This window comes from Pseudomonas sp. ATCC PTA-122608 (assembly GCF_001952855.1).
Taxonomy (GTDB): Bacteria; Pseudomonadota; Gammaproteobacteria; order Pseudomonadales; family Pseudomonadaceae; genus Aquipseudomonas.
Window position 1 is genome coordinate 109,717 of record NZ_LPNO01000053.1, and the last position, 17,250, is coordinate 126,966.

The window sequence follows — 17,250 nt, forward strand, 5'->3', positions numbered from 1 at the left end:
AATGGCCATGACGACGAATGTAATCAGCCTGGTGTCCATCGGCGCCCACCCGACTTCCGGCCGTCCGCGCCGCGCCGAGCAAGATGCGCGCGCTGTGGAACTGGGCCTGCAACTGGCTGGGGATAAACTGCAAGTGCTGCACGCGGGTGACATCGCCGAACCGACCCTGCGCGCTTACCTGGGCATGGGCTTGCCGCAGTTGCATGTGCTGGAGCAACCAGCGGGGGCGGATGCCTTGCCGGTGCTCAGTGACTATCTGCGGGACGCGGGCGCCCAAGTGGTGCTGACCGGCAGCCAGGCGGAAACCGGTGAGGGTTCGGGGATGTTGCCGTTCCTGCTGGCCGAGCAACTGGGTTGGCCGCTGATTGTCGGCCTGGCCCAGGTGGAATCCATCGACAGTGGCGTGGCCCATGTGCTGCAAGCGCTGCCACGTGGCCAGCGGCGGCGCCTGAAGGTGCGCTTGCCGTTTCTGGCCACGGTGGATAACGCCGCACCCAAGCCCCGGCAAAGTGCCTACGGCCCGGCTCAGCGCGGGGTGCTGGAAGCCCACGACGTTGAGGGGCTGGAGGATGAGTTATTCACAGGTGCTGTGTTGCAGCCGGCCAAGCCACGGCCCAAGCGTCTCAAGGTGATCAAGGCCAAGAGCGGGGCGGACCGGATGAAGGCCGCCACGGCCAAGGCCAGCGGTGGTGGCGGGCAGGTGCTCAAGGGTGTTAGCCCGGAAGACGGCGCGGAAGCCATTCTCAAGCTGCTCATAGAAGAAGGCGTAGTGCGCTAAACCCTTGTAGGAGCGAGCTTGCTCGCGAAGAGCCCGAGGGCGCCGCGTTCATCCAGAAAGCGCACGTCACCGTTAACGACCTTCGCGAGCAAGCCCGCTCCCACATTGTTTGCGGCGCTTGTTGGGTTTCCCACAATCCCTGTTCACCCACCTGTGGATAACCTGTTCGCGGCTGTCCACACCCCACGCAAATCAAGCCCTCCAGCGCTCTGTATGAAAAACAACCAACCTAACTGACGGTTTTTCCTTGGGTTTTTCTGTGGATAAGGAAAATGCCCGGCACGGACTTGCCCCCAAAGTCTGTTGGTGCTTCTGTGGATAAGATGTTCGCTATCCGCTGTGGGCCATATAAAACGTGCCTTACAGGTTATTGGTTAAAATATGATCAATATCACCCTTTCAGCTTAATTTTGCTCTCAAAGCCGCGAATTCCCTCAGCTTTAGCCGGTTTTCCACAGACACCCCAAAGTTGCCCCCAAAGTCTGTTGGCGCTTCTGTGGATAAGGTGTTTGCGTTCCTCTGTAGCCCATACCCGCCGTGGCTTTCAGGCTTTAGATCAAAAAACGATCAATGTGGGATAAAACCGGCACCTTTGAATAAGTCACGGATTTTCTTGGTTTTATTTCGACGGGAAAGCGCAGTTGCCCACAATTGCTGTGGGTGGCTTTGTGGATAAGTTGTTGGGCAATGGCTGGAAGTAAGGCGGGCAGCGGTCTGTCAGAGTGTTGGATGAATTTTGTACAGTCACAAACCAGTGTGGGAGCCGGGCTTGCCCGCGATGACGGAGTAACAGCCAACAGAGGGGTTGAATGTTAAATCGCTATCGCGGGCAAGCCCGGCTCCCACATGTTGATCGGCGGCGTGTCAGCCGGTTACTCGTGTACGGCGACGCCTTTCAGATAAGGCGCTGGCGCCGCCCCCAGGTTGCTCAGCATCCGCTCGCTGTACCAGTCCACAAAGTTGACCACACCAAACTCATAGGTTTTGGAGTACGGCCCTGGCTGGTACGCAGTGGAGTTGATCCCGCGCTGGTTCTCTTCGGCCAGGCGACGGTCCTGGTCGTTGGTGGCGTCCCACACTTTGCGCATGCGCTCGACGTCGTAATCCACACCTTCCACGGCGTCCTTGTGCACGATCCACTTGGTGGTGACCATGGTTTCCTGGGCGCTGATCGGCCACACGGTGAACACGATGATGTGATCGCCCATGCAGTGGTTCCACGAGTGAGGCAGGTGCAGGATGCGCATCGAGCCCAGGTCCGGGTTCTTGATGCGGCCCATCAGCTTGTTGCAGCCTTGCTTGCCGTCGAGGGTCATCGACACGGTGCCCTTGAGCAGCGGCATGCGCACGATACGGTTACGCAGGCCAAAGCTGGCGTGGGCGTAAGGGATCTTTTCGGCATCCCAGGCGGCAGCGGAAGCGGCTACGTGGTCCTTGAAGGCCTGGTCGGCCCGCGGGTCGGTGACGTCGTCCCATTCCAGCAGGGTTTTCAACAGTTCCGGGTGCGACGCGTTGCAGTGGTAGCACTCGCGGTTGTTTTCCAGCACCAGCTTCCAGTTGGCTTTTTCGAACAAGGTGGTCTGGATCGCCACCTTGGTGTTCTCCATGTCGTAGGGTTCCATGTAATGGCTCAGGGTCGACAGGAAGTCGTCGATGGCCGGCGGGTTCTCCGACAGGCTGATAAAGATGTAGCCACCTGCGGTTTTCACATTCACCGGTTTGAGGCCGTACTGCTTCATGTCGAAGTCGGCGCCCATTTCGGTGCCGGCGAACAGCAGGCGACCGTCCAGCTCGTACGTCCACTGGTGGTAATGGCAGACCAGCTTGGCGACCTTGCCCTTGTCGCTGGTGCACAAGCGCGAACCGCGATGGCGGCACACGTTATGGAACGCATGCACCACGCCGTCGGCGCCACGGATCACGATGATCGGGTTCTTGCCCACTTGCAGGGTGATGTAGTTGCCTTTGGCGGGAATTTCGCAGGTCATGCCGGCGATCAACCACTCTTTCTGGAAAATTTCCTGCATGTCGATATCGAACAGCCGCTCATCAGAGTAAAACGGCTGCGGCAGCGAATAGGTGCGCTCGCGCTCTTGCAGCATTTGCGCGGTGGCCTTGCGTGCGGGTTCCAGCGGATCGCCCAAGCTTAAGGTTGCGGTGACGTCCATCGTGTGTGTCCTCATGGCCATTCTGTGTGGCCGGCGAATAGTGGCTACGGTTGGTGCTATGCAAGGCGTAAAGAAAGTGTCTTTGTTGGGAGCGAGTGTGGGCCCCACAAAGGCCAGAACCTTATCCATGAGCGACATGGCCCACTCTGTTCCCGACGCGTAACCCCCGTGGTATGGGGGCTGGTCGCGATAAGTATGTGAATGTCGCAGATAGGTAAATGGGTGGTTCGCGCGTTACGCAGAATCGCCACCATAAGGCCGATCACACGGCTATGGAGAACAGCATGTCCAACAGCTTCCTGAACCCGGTAACAACCCAGACCTGGGCCAATGGTCGGCACATCGTCCGTTGCGTCAAAGTCATCCAGGAAACCTGGGACGTGCGCACCTTCTGCTTTATGGCCGACCAGCCGATCCTGTTCTTTTTCAAGCCCGGGCAGTTCGTCACCCTGGAGCTGGAAATCGACGGCCAGCCGATCATGCGTTCGTACACTATTTCCAGTTCGCCCTCGGTGCCTTACAGCTTTTCGGTGACCATCAAGCGTGTGCCGGGCGGCAAGGTATCCAACTGGCTGCACGACACGCTTCACGAAGGCCAGGAGCTGGCGGTGCACGGGCCGGTCGGGCTGTTCAACGCCATCGACTTCAGCAACCCGAAAGTTTTGTACTTGAGCGGTGGCGTGGGTATCACACCGGTCATGTCCATGGCGCGCTGGTATTACGACACCAACGCCAACGTCGACATGACATTTATCCACAGCGCCCGCTCGCCGAAAGACATCATCTATCACCGCGAACTGGAGCACATGGCGTCGCGGATCGATAACTTCAGCCTGCACCTGATCTGCGAGAAACACGGCTTGGGTGAACCCTGGGCTGGCTATCGCGGCTACCTGAACCACAAGATGCTCGAGCTGATGGTGCCGGACTTCCTGGAGCGGGAAGTCTTCTGCTGCGGTCCGACGCCTTACATGAACGCGGTAAAGCGGCTGCTGGAAGCCGCCGGCTTCGACATGAGCCGCTACCACGAGGAGTCTTTCGGCGCGACGCCACCGGAAGCCCGTGCGGACGCAGTGGAACAAGCCGAACAAGCGGCGGATGCGCCGGAAATCGACCTCGCGGACCTGCACCAGGTGGAATTCATTGCTTCGGGCAAAAGCATCCGCGTGGCACCGGGCGAGACCGTACACGCGGCGGCGGCCAAGCTTGGCCTGCTGATTCCGAAGGCCTGCGGCATGGGGATTTGCGGGACGTGCAAGGTGATGAAACTGGGCGGTGAGGTCGAGATGGAGCACAACGGCGGCATCACCGAAGAAGACGAGGCCGAGGGTTACATCCTGTCGTGCTGCAGCGTGCCGAAGGGTGATGTGCGCATCGAGTTCTAACCCCCCACTCGATCGTTCCCACGCTCCGCGTGGGAACGCCTCCCTGGACGCTCCGCGTCCTGCTGTGTGACGCGGAGCGTCACGGGCTGCATTCCCACGCAGAGCGTGGGAACGATCAGTTAGAGGTTATTGGGCATAAATATGCACGACGAAGTGCTGGCCGGATGCTGTCAATTCATAGACTTTGTCAGTGATCCGCAATGTCCTCGTCGGTTCGCTGATGGTGTCACCGATTTTCGCGGATTTTCTGAATTCGTCCCAGTCGATGACGGTGGTGCTGATAGTGCCTTCGCCTTGCAGGTTGTTGCCGTAGCGTTGTGCTTCCATGGTATTGCCCTCTGCTGGATTTCCGTTTCCTGCCGATTATTCGGCTGGCGGTTAGTCCCGAAAGGCGGCCTTTTCCTTTCGGGTTCCAAGAGGCTAGTCAAAGAAATTCAGGTTGGTTGCTGTCAGAAATATCGAAAAACAGTCTCGGCACTCCGCCAGCATCCGTTGTCGGGCTCAGTACAATCCCGGTCGACGGTCCTGATGCACATGGTTGTAGTCGCTGATGTATTTGTCCCGCGCCTGAGCCAGTGGCAGGTCAACGATTAACCGCAGTTCTTTCTGATGGGCGGTGCCACCGGCCAATGGGTAACCTTCGGCGCTGACGATCACTGAGCCACCCACCCAGTTGACGCCGCGTTCTTCGCCGTAGCGATCGCAGGCGGCGATAAACATGCGATTGACCGCCGCGTTGGCTTGTACCCGCACGACTTCTCCTGGTCGTTCACCGCCGGGGCGTGGGCCGTCGGGCCAGTTCACCGGGGCGCACAGCAGGTCGGCGCCAGCGAGTGCCGCCAGACGCACCCATTCGGGCAGTTCCAGGTCATAACAAATCATTACGGCAATCCGGCCCACGACGGTTTCCACCAGGGGCGGCGGTGCGGTGCCGGGGGTGAATATCAGCTTCTCGCGATTCCACAGGTGCGCCTTGCGATACACCGTCAGGCCGCCGTCGGGCTCTACCAGTGCCGCACTGTTGGCCACTCGCCCGGCGGCCAGCCGCTCGCAAAAGCCGGCAATGATGATGATGTTCAGCTCGGCAGCCAGGGTCTTCCACTGGCTAAGCGTCGGCCCGTCCAGTGTCTCCGACACCGCATGGGCTTCTTCCCGGTCGTTGAACACGTAGCCGCTTTGTATCAGCTCGGGCAGGACTACCACCTGTGCGCCCAGTGCAGCTGCACCACGGATCGCGTCGGCGCATAGCGCGCGGTTGTAAGGTACATCGGCGATCCGTGGTGACAGTTGATGACACATCACCCGCACAGGATTCATGGCTGGACTCCTTCCAGCACCGCCTCGCTGGCGACAATGGCACGACGCTCTGCCTCGCGGTCGAGGTTGCGGCTCATCACACAGTAGATCACTGCCGAAACCGCCAGCCCGATAACGAATGCCACATCCGCACCTCCCAGCGCTGCGGCGGCAGGGCCTTCATAGAAACTCAGCGACATGAACGGCACCATCGACACCAGCCCCAGGCAGTACGCAACCAGGCCGGCGCTGCCCCATTGGCCGTAGATGCCGGCCGGGTTGAAGATGTCGCTGATGGCGTATTTGCCCTTGCGCACCAGGTAGAAGTCCGCGAGGTTCACCGCTGTCCACGGCACCAGGAAGTACAACATCAGCAACACAAAGGTGTTGAAACTTGCCAGGTAGCTCTCGGGAATACTCAGGGTGATCATGAAAATCACCGCCGCCACCAGGCCGATACCCATCACCCGGCTCTTGAGGCGCGGCTGAATCTTCACAAAGCCGTCAATCGCACTGATACCGGTGAGCATCGCGCCGTAGCAGTTGACCGCCATGATGCCGATCAGCGCGGGCACGGCGATCAGCACGGTGAAAGTGCCGAACCCGGGAATCACCTGGTTGCCCACGGCGCGCACGCTGCCGATAGCGTCGGGCGAGGGCAGGGCGGAAGCCAGGAACGCACCCAGGGACATCAGCCACAACGCCGAGCCGGCGGCGCCCAGGTAGGTCCAGAAAATCACACTGCGCGATGAAGTTTTGTGCGGCAGGTAGCGCGAGTAGTCGGATACGTACACTGCGTAGCTGATCTGATAACCGGCGGCGGCGGAGAGCTGAATCAGGAATGCCGACCAAGAGAAATGCGCATTGGCCACCGCTGCATCGGCGGTCAGGCTCATGAGGGCTGCCACGGTCAGTACCGCAAACACGCTGATCATCACGTAGGTCAGCCAGCGTTGCACGGTGTGCAGCAGGTCGTGGCCGATCACCGCAATCACCACCGCCAGGATGATCATCAGCGCGTACCACGGCGCACGGCTGCCCGGCAGTACGGTGTTGATGGCGTCAGTGGCGAGGATCACGTTGAACACGTTGAAGCCGATGTACACGAAGATCACCGCGATAAACGGCACGATCGCCCCGCGCAAACCGAACTGCGCCCGGGACTGAATCATCTGCGGCAAGCCCATGCGCGGGCCCTGATTGGCGTGGAAGGCCATGGCAAAGGTACCCAGGCCGACGCCGATCACAATCGCCAGGATCGAATACACCAGGCTCAGCCCCAGGGCTGCGCCGGTGAAACCGGTGACCATGGTGGTGAGTACGAAGTTGCCGGTGAACCAGAACGGGCCTTGGTGCCAGACCTTGCCGTGGCGTTCATTGCGCGGGACGTAATCGATGGAGCGGGTTTCGATTTTCAGGCCGGGGGTGACGGGCGGAGCCGTTTTTTCGGAAAGCGCGTTCATAGGTTCACGGTCTGTTTTTATAGTGTTTGAGTGCCGGAGCATCTGGTAAGTGGAGGGCGTATTGAATCGGGATATATAAATAATTACTTCAGACTTTCCTTAAGTAATGCTTTTTCGTCAGTTGCCATGGAACCCAATCAGATTTATTTCGAAGCGGTATAACCAGGGTTTGCCCGGTCTTCTACGCTGACCACACGTCCCGTCGTTGTCACCTTTAGCCTTGTAGTCAGGGGTGGACATTCCCTCATTGCAAGGAAGCTCGCCATGTCTGCCGTCCCCTCGCGTACCCGCAATGTTCAGCGCTTGCTGGCCAATGACGTCACTGCACTGATTCCGGATTTTCCTTTTCACTATGGTCGGTACCTGTCCCAGGCTGCCGCCAATAGCAAACCGCTGGCCCAGATTGCCACGCGGCATCATGGGACCCAGGTGTTGATCGTCGGCGCCGGCGCGGCTGGGCTGGTAACGGCCTATGAGGCGCTGCGCATGGGGTTGCATCCTGTGCTGGTAGAGGCTTCGGACCGGATCGGCGGGCGCTTGTATTCGCGGGTCATGGGCGACCCTGAGGACCCTGCCAACAGCGTCATTTGCGAGTTGGGCGCCATGCGTTTTCCCAAGTCGGGCAAGGCGCTGCTGCACTACTTCGACAAGGTCGGCATGACCCTCAATTCAGCAGACTTCCCCAACCCCGGCTCGGCCGCAACTGCCAGCACCGTGGTCGACTATCAGAACCTCCAGACCTACTACGAAGGCAGCGACTTGCCCGCGAAATACGCAGAAATCGAGCGCCTGTTCTTTGAAGTGTTCCTTGAGATTGACCCCATCCATTTCAGCGAGATGGAGACGGCAATGTCTGAAGGCTCCCTGGACCAGGCCAAGATCAAGCGACTGTGGAATGCGATCCTTGCCGACGGTTGGGACAACCTGAGTTTCTTCGCGGCCATGGTCGAAAAGGCCGGCTGGAGTCGTGCGGATATCGACCTGTTTGGCCAGATCGGTTTTGGCACTGGAGGTTGGAACACCGACTATCCAAATTGCTTCCTCGAGGTCTTGCGGGTGCTCTACACCGGGCTGGATACCAACCATTCTCTGATGTATGACGGCTCCAGTGAGTTGCCCAAGCGTTTGTGGAGCCGTTCGCCGGGGGATTTGGGCGACGTGGTGGTGGGCTGGAGCGACGAGATTACGGTGGAAGCGCTCACCCGTCGGGTGATCCCGCAGCCGTTCAACCAGGAAGTCCGCCAGATCTGGCGGCGCGCGGACGGCACCTTCGATGTGCATATACATGACCGCAATCTGGGGGCGGATACCCGCTACAACTTTCCCGCAGTGATCTACACGCCGCACGTGCGGATTCTCGACAAGTTCCGCTATATGGACGGCAAAGACCGGTTCATGCAGATGGACAGCTTGTTGCCGCAACCCACCTGGGAAGCGGTGATGTACACGCATTACATGCAGTCAGCCAAAGTGTTCGCTGCGACCCAGCGTCCGTTCTGGACCGAGCGTGGGGCCGACCATCGCTACAGGATGAGTGTGACCCTGTCGGACCGCCTGACCCGGGGCACCTATCTGCTGGACTATTCCGCCAGCCGAGGGCCGCACAAAGGCAGTGGCGTGTTCCTCTCCTACACCTGGAACGACGACAGCCTGAAGTTTCTGGGTGATCGCATGGCACCACTGCCGACTCACGTTGAGCTATGCACGACCCTGCTGGACATGGTGTATGCCGACTCGCAGCTGAACCTTGCGGCCGAGTTCGGCTGGGTGGACCCGTTTGTCGAGATCAACTGGGAGGATGAGCCGTTCTTTCTGTGCGCGTTCAAGATGAACCTGCCGGGGCAGTACGAGTATCAGCGCCGGTTGTTTTCACAGTTCATGAGCGGTATTCGGGACAGTAACCCGGACGGGTTTATCCTGGCGGGAGATGATGTTTCCTGGACCGGGGGCTGGGCTGAGGGCGCGGTGACCACCGCATTGAACGCGGTCAACAAGTTGGCCGTGAAATTCGGCGGTGGCACCTTTATCGAAAACCCCGGGCCGGTGGATGCGTGGGAGGTGCTCAAGCCGGTAGAGCTGTAACCCCGGACGGCGCGGCCGGTATGGCCGCGCCCAGGATGTTCAGCCCTGCATCACTTCCCGAATATCCGCGGCCAGTTCCCGCACGCGCTCTTCCTCGGTATCCCACGCACACATGAACCGGGCGCCGCCTTTGCCGATGAAGGTGTAGAAGCGCCAGCCCTTGGCCGTCAGTGCGGCAATCGCTGGTTCCGACAGTTGCAGGAACACGCCGTTGGCCTGCACCGGGAACATCAACTCCACCCCCGGAATATCCTCCACCAGGCTGCTGAGCAACTGCGCGCAGTGGTTGGCGTGGCGGGCGTGTTTGAGCCAGGCGTCGTTTTCCAGCAGGCCCACCCACGGGGCGGAGAGGAAGCGCATCTTTGAGGCAAGCTGCCCGGCCTGTTTGCAGCGGTAGTCGAAGTCTTCGGCCAGCTTGTGGTTGAAGAACAGGATCGCTTCGCCCACGGCCATGCCGTTCTTGGTGCCGCCAAAACACAGCACGTCGACGCCGGCTTTCCAGGTCAGGTCGGCAGGCGAGCAGCCGAGGAATGCGCAAGCGTTGGAGAAACGCGCGCCGTCCATGTGCAGGTTCAGCCCCAGTTCCTTGCAGGTGACGCTGATGGCGCGGATTTCTTCCGGGGTGTAGACGCTGCCGACTTCGGTGGCCTGGGTCAGCGTTACGACGCGGGGTTTCGGGTAGTGGATGTCCTGACGCTTGAGGGCGATCTCGCGGATCGACTCCGGGGTCAGCTTGCCGTTTTCGGTGCGGGCGGTGAGCAGCTTGGAACCGTTGGAGAAAAACTCCGGCGCGCCGCATTCGTCGGTTTCGACGTGGGCGGTTTCCGAGCAAATCACGCTATGGTAGCTCTGGCACAAGGAGGACAGCGCCAGGGAGTTGGCCGCGGTACCGTTGAAGGCGAAGAACACTTCGCAGTCGGTTTCGAACAGTTTGCGGAAACCGTCGGCGGCGCGGTGGGTCCATTCATCATCGCCATAGGCGCGTTGATGGCCCTGGTTGGCGAGTTCCATGGCGGCCCAGGCTTCCGGGCAGATGCCGGAATAGTTGTCGCTGGCGAATTGTTGGCTCTTGTCGGTCATGGCCCATTCCTGTGGTCGATGTTGGTGCGCACTTTACCCAAGATTGTCGGGCGGGCGCACGCACTGTTAATGCAAAGTCATTGGGGAATTATGCACGGTTCTGAACGCGTTCCTGTAAGCCGCGTCCGCGATGGCGCCCTGGACCTGCTCAAGTGGCTGGCGCTGCTGAGTATGGTGCTGGACCACCTGCGGTATGTCGGTTTGAGTCTGGACGGGCTGTATGTGCCGGGCCGCCTGGCGTTCCCGTGGTTTTGCCTGGCGATTGCGGCGAATTTGCATCGGGTCAAGGACGCGCCGGTGACCGGGCAGTGGCGCTATCTGGGCTGGTTGCTGCTGTTCAGTGTGATCAGTGAGGTGCCGTACCGGATGTTCATTGACGACGCCGATACGCTGAACGTGCTGCCGACCTTGGCGCTGGGCTTGCTGGTTGCCCGGGGATGGCAGCAGAAGGCGGCAATTGATCGAGGATTGGCGTTGATCGCGCTGGTTTTGGCGGGGTTGTTTTCGGCGCAGTTGATGTTCGGCTTTTTTGGCGTGCTGCTGCCGTTGGCGATGCTGCTGGTGTTTCGCCGGCCGTGGTATTTCAGCGTGCTGCCGGGTGTGGTGTGCCTGGCCGCCAATCAATGGCAGATCCTGCTCAATAGCGGCACGCCGGTGGCGATGCTGGGATTGGCGACATGCCTGATTGCGCCACTGGCCGGATTGGTCTTGTTGCGACAGGCCAGGCAGGTGTCGCCGCCGGCCATGCGGCGCTGGGCGTATGCGCTTTATCCTGCGCATTTCCTACTGCTGCTGCTCCTTCGAAAGCTCATCGCCTAGTCCCTGTAGGAGCGAGCTTGCTCGCGAAAAACGTCAACGATAACGAGGGCTGCCTGGACGCGCGCGGCGCCCACAGGTTTTTCGCGAGCAAGCTCGCTCCTACAAATGCCGGGGGCCATGTCGTAAACGCACCTTTGCGTGGCGTCCGTAGGCATTTGACCTCTCTGCGCCAGCCCTACCATCGCATCAAAGGGCCCCTCCATCGTGCAGCGGCCCCAACAATACGATTGGCGCACCGCCGCCGCTGGGAGAGACGCGATGTTCAGCAAGCAAGACCAGATCCAGGGTTATGACGATGCACTGCTGGCGGCCATGAATGCCGAGGAGCAGCGCCAGGAAGATCATATCGAGCTGATCGCGTCAGAGAACTACACCAGCAAGCGCGTGATGGAAGCCCAGGGCAGCGGCCTCACCAACAAATACGCCGAAGGTTATCCGGGCAAGCGCTACTACGGTGGCTGCGAGCACGTCGATAAGGTGGAAGTGCTGGCGATCGAACGCGCCAAGCAGCTGTTCGGCGCCGATTACGCCAACGTGCAGCCGCACTCTGGTTCGTCCGCCAACAGCGCGGTGTACCTGGCGCTGCTGAACGCCGGTGACACCATCCTCGGCATGAGCCTGGCCCACGGCGGCCACCTGACCCACGGCGCCAAAGTGTCGTCCTCGGGCAAGCTGTACAACGCGGTGCAATACGGCATCGACACCGCCACCGGCCTGATCGACTACGACGAAGTCGAGCGCCTGGCCGTGGAGCACAAGCCGAAGATGGTCGTGGCCGGTTTCTCCGCTTACTCCAAGACTCTGGATTTTCCGCGCTTCCGCCAGATTGCCGACAAGGTCGGTGCGCTGCTGTTCGTCGACATGGCCCACGTCGCCGGCCTGGTGGCCGCTGGTCTGTACCCGAACCCGCTGCCCTACGCCGATGTGGTCACCACCACGACCCACAAGACCCTGCGTGGTCCCCGTGGCGGGTTGATTTTGGCCCGTGCCAACGAAGAAATTGAAAAGAAACTCAACTCTGCAGTGTTCCCGGGTGCCCAGGGCGGCCCGCTGATGCACGTGATCGCCGGCAAGGCGGTGTGCTTCAAGGAAGCCCAGGAGCCGGGTTTCAAGGCCTATCAGCAGCAAGTGATCGACAACGCCCAGGCCATGGCAGGCGTGTTTATCAAACGCGGCTACGATGTAGTGTCCGGCGGCACCGATAACCACTTGTTCCTGGTCAGCCTGATCCGTCAGGGCCTCACCGGCAAAGAGGCGGACGCTGCCCTCGGTCGCGCCCATATCACCGTCAACAAGAACGCCGTGCCTAACGACCCGCAGTCGCCCTTCGTGACTTCGGGCCTGCGCATCGGCACGCCGGCGGTGACCACACGTGGCTTCAAAGTGACCCAATGCCTCACGCTTGCCGGCTGGATCTGCGACATCCTCGACAACCTCGGCGACGCCGATGTAGAGGCCAACGTCGCCAGGCATGTGACCGCCCTGTGCGCTGATTTCCCGGTTTATCGCTGAGCGCGGTTTTGGAGTAATGACTATGCAACGCTACTCGGGCTTCGGCCTCTTCAAGCACTCACTCAGCCACCACGAAAACTGGCAGAAAATGTGGCGCACGCCCACCCCTAAAAAGGTCTACGACGTGGTCATCGTCGGCGGCGGCGGGCATGGTCTGGCAACCGCTTACTACCTGGCCAAAGAACACGGCATCACCAACGTGGCCGTGGTCGAGAAAGGCTGGCTGGGCGGCGGTAACACCGCGCGCAACACCACCATCGTGCGTTCCAACTACCTGTGGGACGAATCGGCGCACCTGTACGAACACGCGATGAAACTTTGGGAAGGTTTGTCTCAGGACCTGAACTACAACGTGATGTTCTCCCAGCGTGGCGTCTACAACCTGTGCCACACCCTGCAAGACATCCGTGACTCCGAGCGTCGCGTCAGCGCCAACCGTCTCAACGGCGTCGACGGTGAACTGCTCAACGCCAAACAAGTGGCCGACGAGATTCCGTACCTCGACTGCTCCAAGAACACCCGCTACCCAGTACTCGGCGCCACCGTGCAACGTCGCGGCGGCGTGGCCCGTCACGATGCCGTGGCCTGGGGCTTTGCCCGCGCCGCTGACGCACTGGGCGTAGACCTGATCCAACAGACCGAAGTCATCGGTTTCCGCAAGGAAAACGGCGTGTGCATCGGCGTGGAAACCAACAAAGGCTTCATCGGCGCCAAGCGCGTCGGCGTGGTGACGGCCGGTAACTCCGGCCACATGGCTTCGCTGGCGGGCTTCCGCCTGCCAATCGAATCCCACCCGCTGCAAGCGTTGGTGTCGGAGCCGATCAAACCCATCATCGACAGCGTGATCATGTCCAACGCCGTGCACGGCTACATCAGCCAGTCCGACAAGGGCGACCTGGTGATTGGCGCCGGTATCGACGGCTACAACGGCTATGGCCAGCGCGGCTCGTACCCGGTGATCGAACACACCATCCAGGCCATCGTCGAGATGTTCCCGGTGCTGTCCCGCGTGCGCATGAACCGCCAGTGGGGCGGCATCGTCGACACCACGCCGGACGCGTGCCCGATCATCTCCAAGACCCCGGTCCCGAACATGTTCTTCAACTGCGGTTGGGGCACCGGTGGCTTCAAGGCCACTCCAGGCTCAGGCAACGTATTTGCCGCCAGCCTAGCCAAGGGTGAAATGCACCCATTGGCTGCTCCATTCTCCATCGACCGTTTCCACAACGGTGCGTTGATCGACGAACACGGCGCCGCGGCCGTCGCCCACTAACAGGAGAAATTCCCTATGTTGCATATCTTCTGTCCTCACTGTGGCGAACTGCGCTCCGAAGAGGAATTCCACGCGTCCGGCCAAGCGCACATCCCGCGCCCGCTGGACCCGAACACCTGCACCGATGAGCAGTGGGGCGACTACATGTTCTTCCGCGACAACCCGCGCGGTCTGCACCACGAACTGTGGATTCACGCCGCCGGTTGCCGCCAGTATTTCAACGCGACCCGCGACACCGTGACCTACGAAATTCTTGAAACCTACAAGATTGGCAGCAAGCCGCAATTCACCGCCAAGGCTTCTGGAGAGAAGGTATGAGCCAGATCAATCGCCTGTCCAACGGTGGCCGCATCGACCGTAACAAAGCCCTGAGCTTTACCTTCAACGGCCAGAGCTACAAAGGCTTTGAAGGCGATACATTGGCCGCCGCACTGCTGGCCAACGGCGTCGACATCATCGGTCGCAGCTTCAAGTATTCCCGCCCGCGCGGCATCTTTGCCGCCGGTGCCGAAGAGCCGAATGCGGTGTTGCAGATCGGCGCTACCGAAGCCACGCAAATCCCTAACGTGCGTGCCACGCAACAGGCGCTGTACCAGGGTTTGGTCGCCACCAGCACCAACGGCTGGCCGAGCGTGAACAACGACATGATGGGCATTCTCGGCAAGGTCGGCGGCAAGCTGATGCCACCGGGTTTCTATTACAAAACCTTCATGTACCCGCAATCGTTCTGGATGACTTACGAGAAGTACATCCGTAAGGCTGCAGGTTTAGGCCGCTCGCCGACCGAGAACGACCCGGACACCTACGACTACATGAACCGTCATTGCGACGTGCTGATTGTGGGCGCTGGCCCTGCCGGCCTGTCCGCTGCATTGGCCGCTGCCCGCAGTGGCGCACGGGTGATCATCGCGGACGAGCAGGAAGAGTTCGGCGGTTCCTTGCTGGACTCCCGTGAAAGCCTCGATGGCAAGCCGGCGGCCGAGTGGGTTGCCAGTGTTATTGCTGAGCTGAAATCCCTGCCGGACGTGGTGCTGCTGCCTCGCGCCACCGTTAACGGTTACCACGACCATAACTTCCTGACCATTCACGAGCGCCTTACCGACCACCTCGGTGACCGTGCGCCGATTGGCCAGGTGCGTCAGCGTATTCACCGGGTTCGCGCCAAGCGTGTGGTGCTGGCGACCGGCGCGTGTGAACGTCCGCTGGTGTACGGCAACAACGACGTGCCGGGAAACATGCTGGCCGGTGCGGTCTCCACTTATGTGCGCCGCTACGGCGTGGCGCCGGGTAAAAAACTGGTGCTGTCGACCAACAACGATCACGCCTACCGCGTTGCACTGGACTGGTTTGATGCTGGCCTCTCCGTGGTGGCTGTGGCCGATGCGCGCCACAACCCGCGCGGTGCACTGGTTGAAGAGGCGCGTGCCAAAGGCATCCGCATCCTCACCGGCAGCGCCGTGATCGAGGCCCGTGGCAGCAAGCACGTCACTGGCGCCCGCGTGGCCGCCATCGATGTCAAAGCCCACAAGGTCACCAGCCCCGGCGAATGGCTGGACTGCGACCTGGTCGCCAGCTCCGGCGGCTACAGTCCGGTGGTTCACCTGGCCTCACACTTGGGCGGCAAGCCGACCTGGCGTGAAGACATCCTCGGTTTTGTACCGGGCGAAGCACCGCAGAAACGCGTGTGCGTCGGTGGTATCAATGGCGTCTATGGCCTCGGCGACTCCCTGGCCGACGGTTTTGAAGGTGGCGTGCGCGCAGCCAGCGACGCCGGTTTCGCGCCGGTGGAAGGCACGCTGCCCAAAGCCTTGAGCCGTCTGGAAGAGCCGACCCTGGCGCTGTTCCAGGTGCCTCACGAGAAAGCTACCGCACGGGCGCCGAAGCAATTTGTCGACCTGCAAAACGACGTCACCGCCGCCGCCATCGAACTCGCCACCCGCGAAGGTTTCGAGTCGGTAGAGCACGTCAAACGCTACACCGCATTGGGCTTCGGCACCGACCAGGGCAAGCTCGGCAACGTCAACGGCCTGGCCATCGCGGCCCGTTCGCTGAACGTGACCATCCCGCAGATGGGCACCACCATGTTCCGTCCCAACTACACGCCGGTGACGTTCGGCGCAGTAGCTGGCCGTCACTGTGGGCACATCTTCGAGCCGGTGCGCTACACCGCGCTGCAAGCCTGGCACGTGAAAAACGGCGCCGAGTTTGAAGACGTCGGCCAGTGGAAGCGCCCGTGGTATTTCCCGCGCAACGGTGAAGACCTGCACGCCGCCGTGAAACGCGAATGCCTGGCCGTGCGCGACAGCGTCGGCCTGCTGGACGCGTCCACCCTCGGCAAGATCGACATTCAGGGCCCGGATGCCCGCGAGTTCCTCAACCGCATCTACAGCAACGCCTGGACCAAGCTCGACGTGGGCAAGGCCCGCTACGGCCTGATGTGCAAGGAAGACGGCATGGTCTTCGACGATGGCGTCACCGCCTGCCTCGCCGACAATCACTTCCTGATGACCACCACCACCGGCGGCGCAGCACGCGTGCTGCAGTGGCTGGAAATCTACCAGCAGACCGAATGGCCGGACCTCAAGGTGTACTTCACCTCGGTCACCGACCACTGGGCAACCATGACCTTGTCCGGCCCCAACAGCCGCAAGCTGCTGAGCGAAGTCACCGACATCGACCTGGACAAGGACGGCTTCCCGTTCATGACCTGGAAAGAAGGCCTGGTAGGCGGCGTGCCGGCGCGGGTGTTCCGGATTTCGTTTACCGGTGAGCTGTCGTACGAAGTCAACGTGCAGGCCGACTACGCCATGGGCGTGCTCGAGAAAATCGTCGAGGCTGGTAAAAAGTACAACCTGACGCCTTATGGCACCGAAACCATGCACGTGCTGCGGGCCGAGAAGGGTTTCATCATCGTTGGCCAGGATACCGACGGCTCGATGACCCCGGACGACCTGAACATGGGCTGGTGTGTAGGCCGCACCAAACCGTTCTCGTGGCTCGGCTGGCGCGGGATGAATCGTGAAGATTGCGTGCGTGAAGACCGCAAGCAGCTTGTCGGACTCAAGCCGATTGACCCGAACGTGTGGCTGCCGGAAGGCGCGCAACTGGTGTTCGACACCAAGCAGACGATCCCGATGAAGATGGTCGGCCACGTCACCTCCAGTTATGCCCACAACTCCCTCGGCTATTCGTTTGCCATGGGCGTGGTGAAGGGCGGCTTGAAGCGCATCGGCGAGCGGGTGTTTGCCCCGTTGGCGGATGGCAGCGTGATCGAGGCGGAGATTGTTTCTTCGGTGTTCTTTGACCCTAAAGGCGACCGCCAGAACATCTGACAGACCGAGTCGCCTGCATCGCAGGCAAGCCAGCTCCCACATTTGAAGGTATTCGCAATTTA

At 60.8% G+C, this 17,250-nt stretch carries 13 protein-coding genes; 8 read left to right on the top strand and 5 right to left on the bottom strand.

Annotated elements, in window-relative coordinates; all coding sequences use genetic code 11:
- Positions 1-7 precede the first annotated feature (7 nt).
- Complete coding sequence (locus AU074_RS30170; protein ID WP_076017822.1) at positions 8-778, top strand: electron transfer flavoprotein subunit beta; 771 nt, start codon at positions 8-10, stop codon at positions 776-778.
- A gap of 872 nt (positions 779-1,650) precedes the next feature.
- Here AU074_RS30170 and gbcA read toward each other — a convergent pair.
- Positions 1,651-2,946, bottom strand: a complete 1,296-nt coding sequence (gene gbcA, locus AU074_RS30175) for a glycine-betaine demethylase subunit GbcA (RefSeq protein WP_076017823.1) — start codon at positions 2,944-2,946, stop codon at positions 1,651-1,653.
- 284 nt (positions 2,947-3,230) lie between these two features.
- Between gbcA and gbcB the strand changes: the two genes are divergently transcribed.
- On the top strand, positions 3,231-4,331 hold the full coding sequence (gbcB, locus tag AU074_RS30185) for a glycine-betaine demethylase subunit GbcB (protein ID WP_076017824.1): 1,101 nt from the start codon (positions 3,231-3,233) through the stop codon (positions 4,329-4,331).
- Positions 4,332-4,457: 126 nt separating this feature from the next.
- On the opposite strand, the gene AU074_RS30190 is transcribed toward gbcB, so the two are convergent.
- The 3 genes from AU074_RS30190 to AU074_RS30200 form a co-directional block, all read right to left on the bottom strand.
- Positions 4,458-4,658: a hypothetical protein gene (locus AU074_RS30190; RefSeq protein ID WP_076017825.1), complete on the bottom strand. Its 201-nt coding sequence runs from the start codon at positions 4,656-4,658 to the stop codon at positions 4,458-4,460.
- A gap of 174 nt (positions 4,659-4,832) precedes the next feature.
- Positions 4,833-5,648, bottom strand: a complete 816-nt coding sequence (locus AU074_RS30195) for a nitrilase-related carbon-nitrogen hydrolase (protein ID WP_076017826.1) — start codon at positions 5,646-5,648, stop codon at positions 4,833-4,835.
- A complete protein-coding gene (locus AU074_RS30200) occupies positions 5,645-7,090 on the bottom strand; it encodes a cytosine permease (protein ID WP_076017827.1) in 1,446 nt (481 codons plus the stop codon). Before AU074_RS30200 ends, AU074_RS30195 begins: the two co-directional genes overlap by 4 nt.
- A 264-nt stretch (positions 7,091-7,354) precedes the next feature.
- On the opposite strand from AU074_RS30200, the gene AU074_RS30205 reads away from it, so the two are divergent.
- Positions 7,355-9,172, top strand: a complete 1,818-nt coding sequence (locus AU074_RS30205; RefSeq protein WP_076017828.1) for an NAD(P)/FAD-dependent oxidoreductase — start codon at positions 7,355-7,357, stop codon at positions 9,170-9,172.
- 39 nt (positions 9,173-9,211) lie between these two features.
- On the opposite strand, the gene AU074_RS30210 is transcribed toward AU074_RS30205, so the two are convergent.
- Entirely contained in the window at positions 9,212-10,252 is a 1,041-nt protein-coding gene (locus AU074_RS30210; protein ID WP_076017829.1) for a low specificity L-threonine aldolase, read from the bottom strand.
- A gap of 90 nt (positions 10,253-10,342) precedes the next feature.
- On the opposite strand from AU074_RS30210, the gene AU074_RS30215 reads away from it, so the two are divergent.
- The 5 genes from AU074_RS30215 to AU074_RS30235 all read left to right on the top strand — a co-directional run bounded on the left by AU074_RS30215 (position 10,343) and on the right by AU074_RS30235 (position 17,188).
- A complete protein-coding gene (locus AU074_RS30215; RefSeq protein WP_076017830.1) occupies positions 10,343-11,071 on the top strand; it encodes a TraX family protein in 729 nt (242 codons plus the stop codon).
- Positions 11,072-11,329: 258 nt separating this feature from the next.
- Positions 11,330-12,583, top strand: coding sequence for a serine hydroxymethyltransferase (glyA, locus tag AU074_RS30220; protein ID WP_076017831.1), 1,254 nt, complete (start codon positions 11,330-11,332; stop codon positions 12,581-12,583).
- Positions 12,584-12,605: 22 nt separating this feature from the next.
- Positions 12,606-13,856 (top strand): sarcosine oxidase subunit beta, encoded by a 1,251-nt coding sequence (locus AU074_RS30225; protein WP_010207084.1) that lies wholly within the window; start codon positions 12,606-12,608, stop codon positions 13,854-13,856.
- A gap of 15 nt (positions 13,857-13,871) precedes the next feature.
- Positions 13,872-14,174 (top strand): sarcosine oxidase subunit delta, encoded by a 303-nt coding sequence (locus AU074_RS30230; protein ID WP_076017832.1) that lies wholly within the window; start codon positions 13,872-13,874, stop codon positions 14,172-14,174.
- On the top strand, positions 14,171-17,188 hold the full coding sequence (locus AU074_RS30235; protein WP_076017833.1) for a sarcosine oxidase subunit alpha: 3,018 nt from the start codon (positions 14,171-14,173) through the stop codon (positions 17,186-17,188). Before AU074_RS30230 ends, AU074_RS30235 begins: the two co-directional genes overlap by 4 nt.
- The last annotated feature ends 62 nt before the right edge of the window (positions 17,189-17,250 follow it).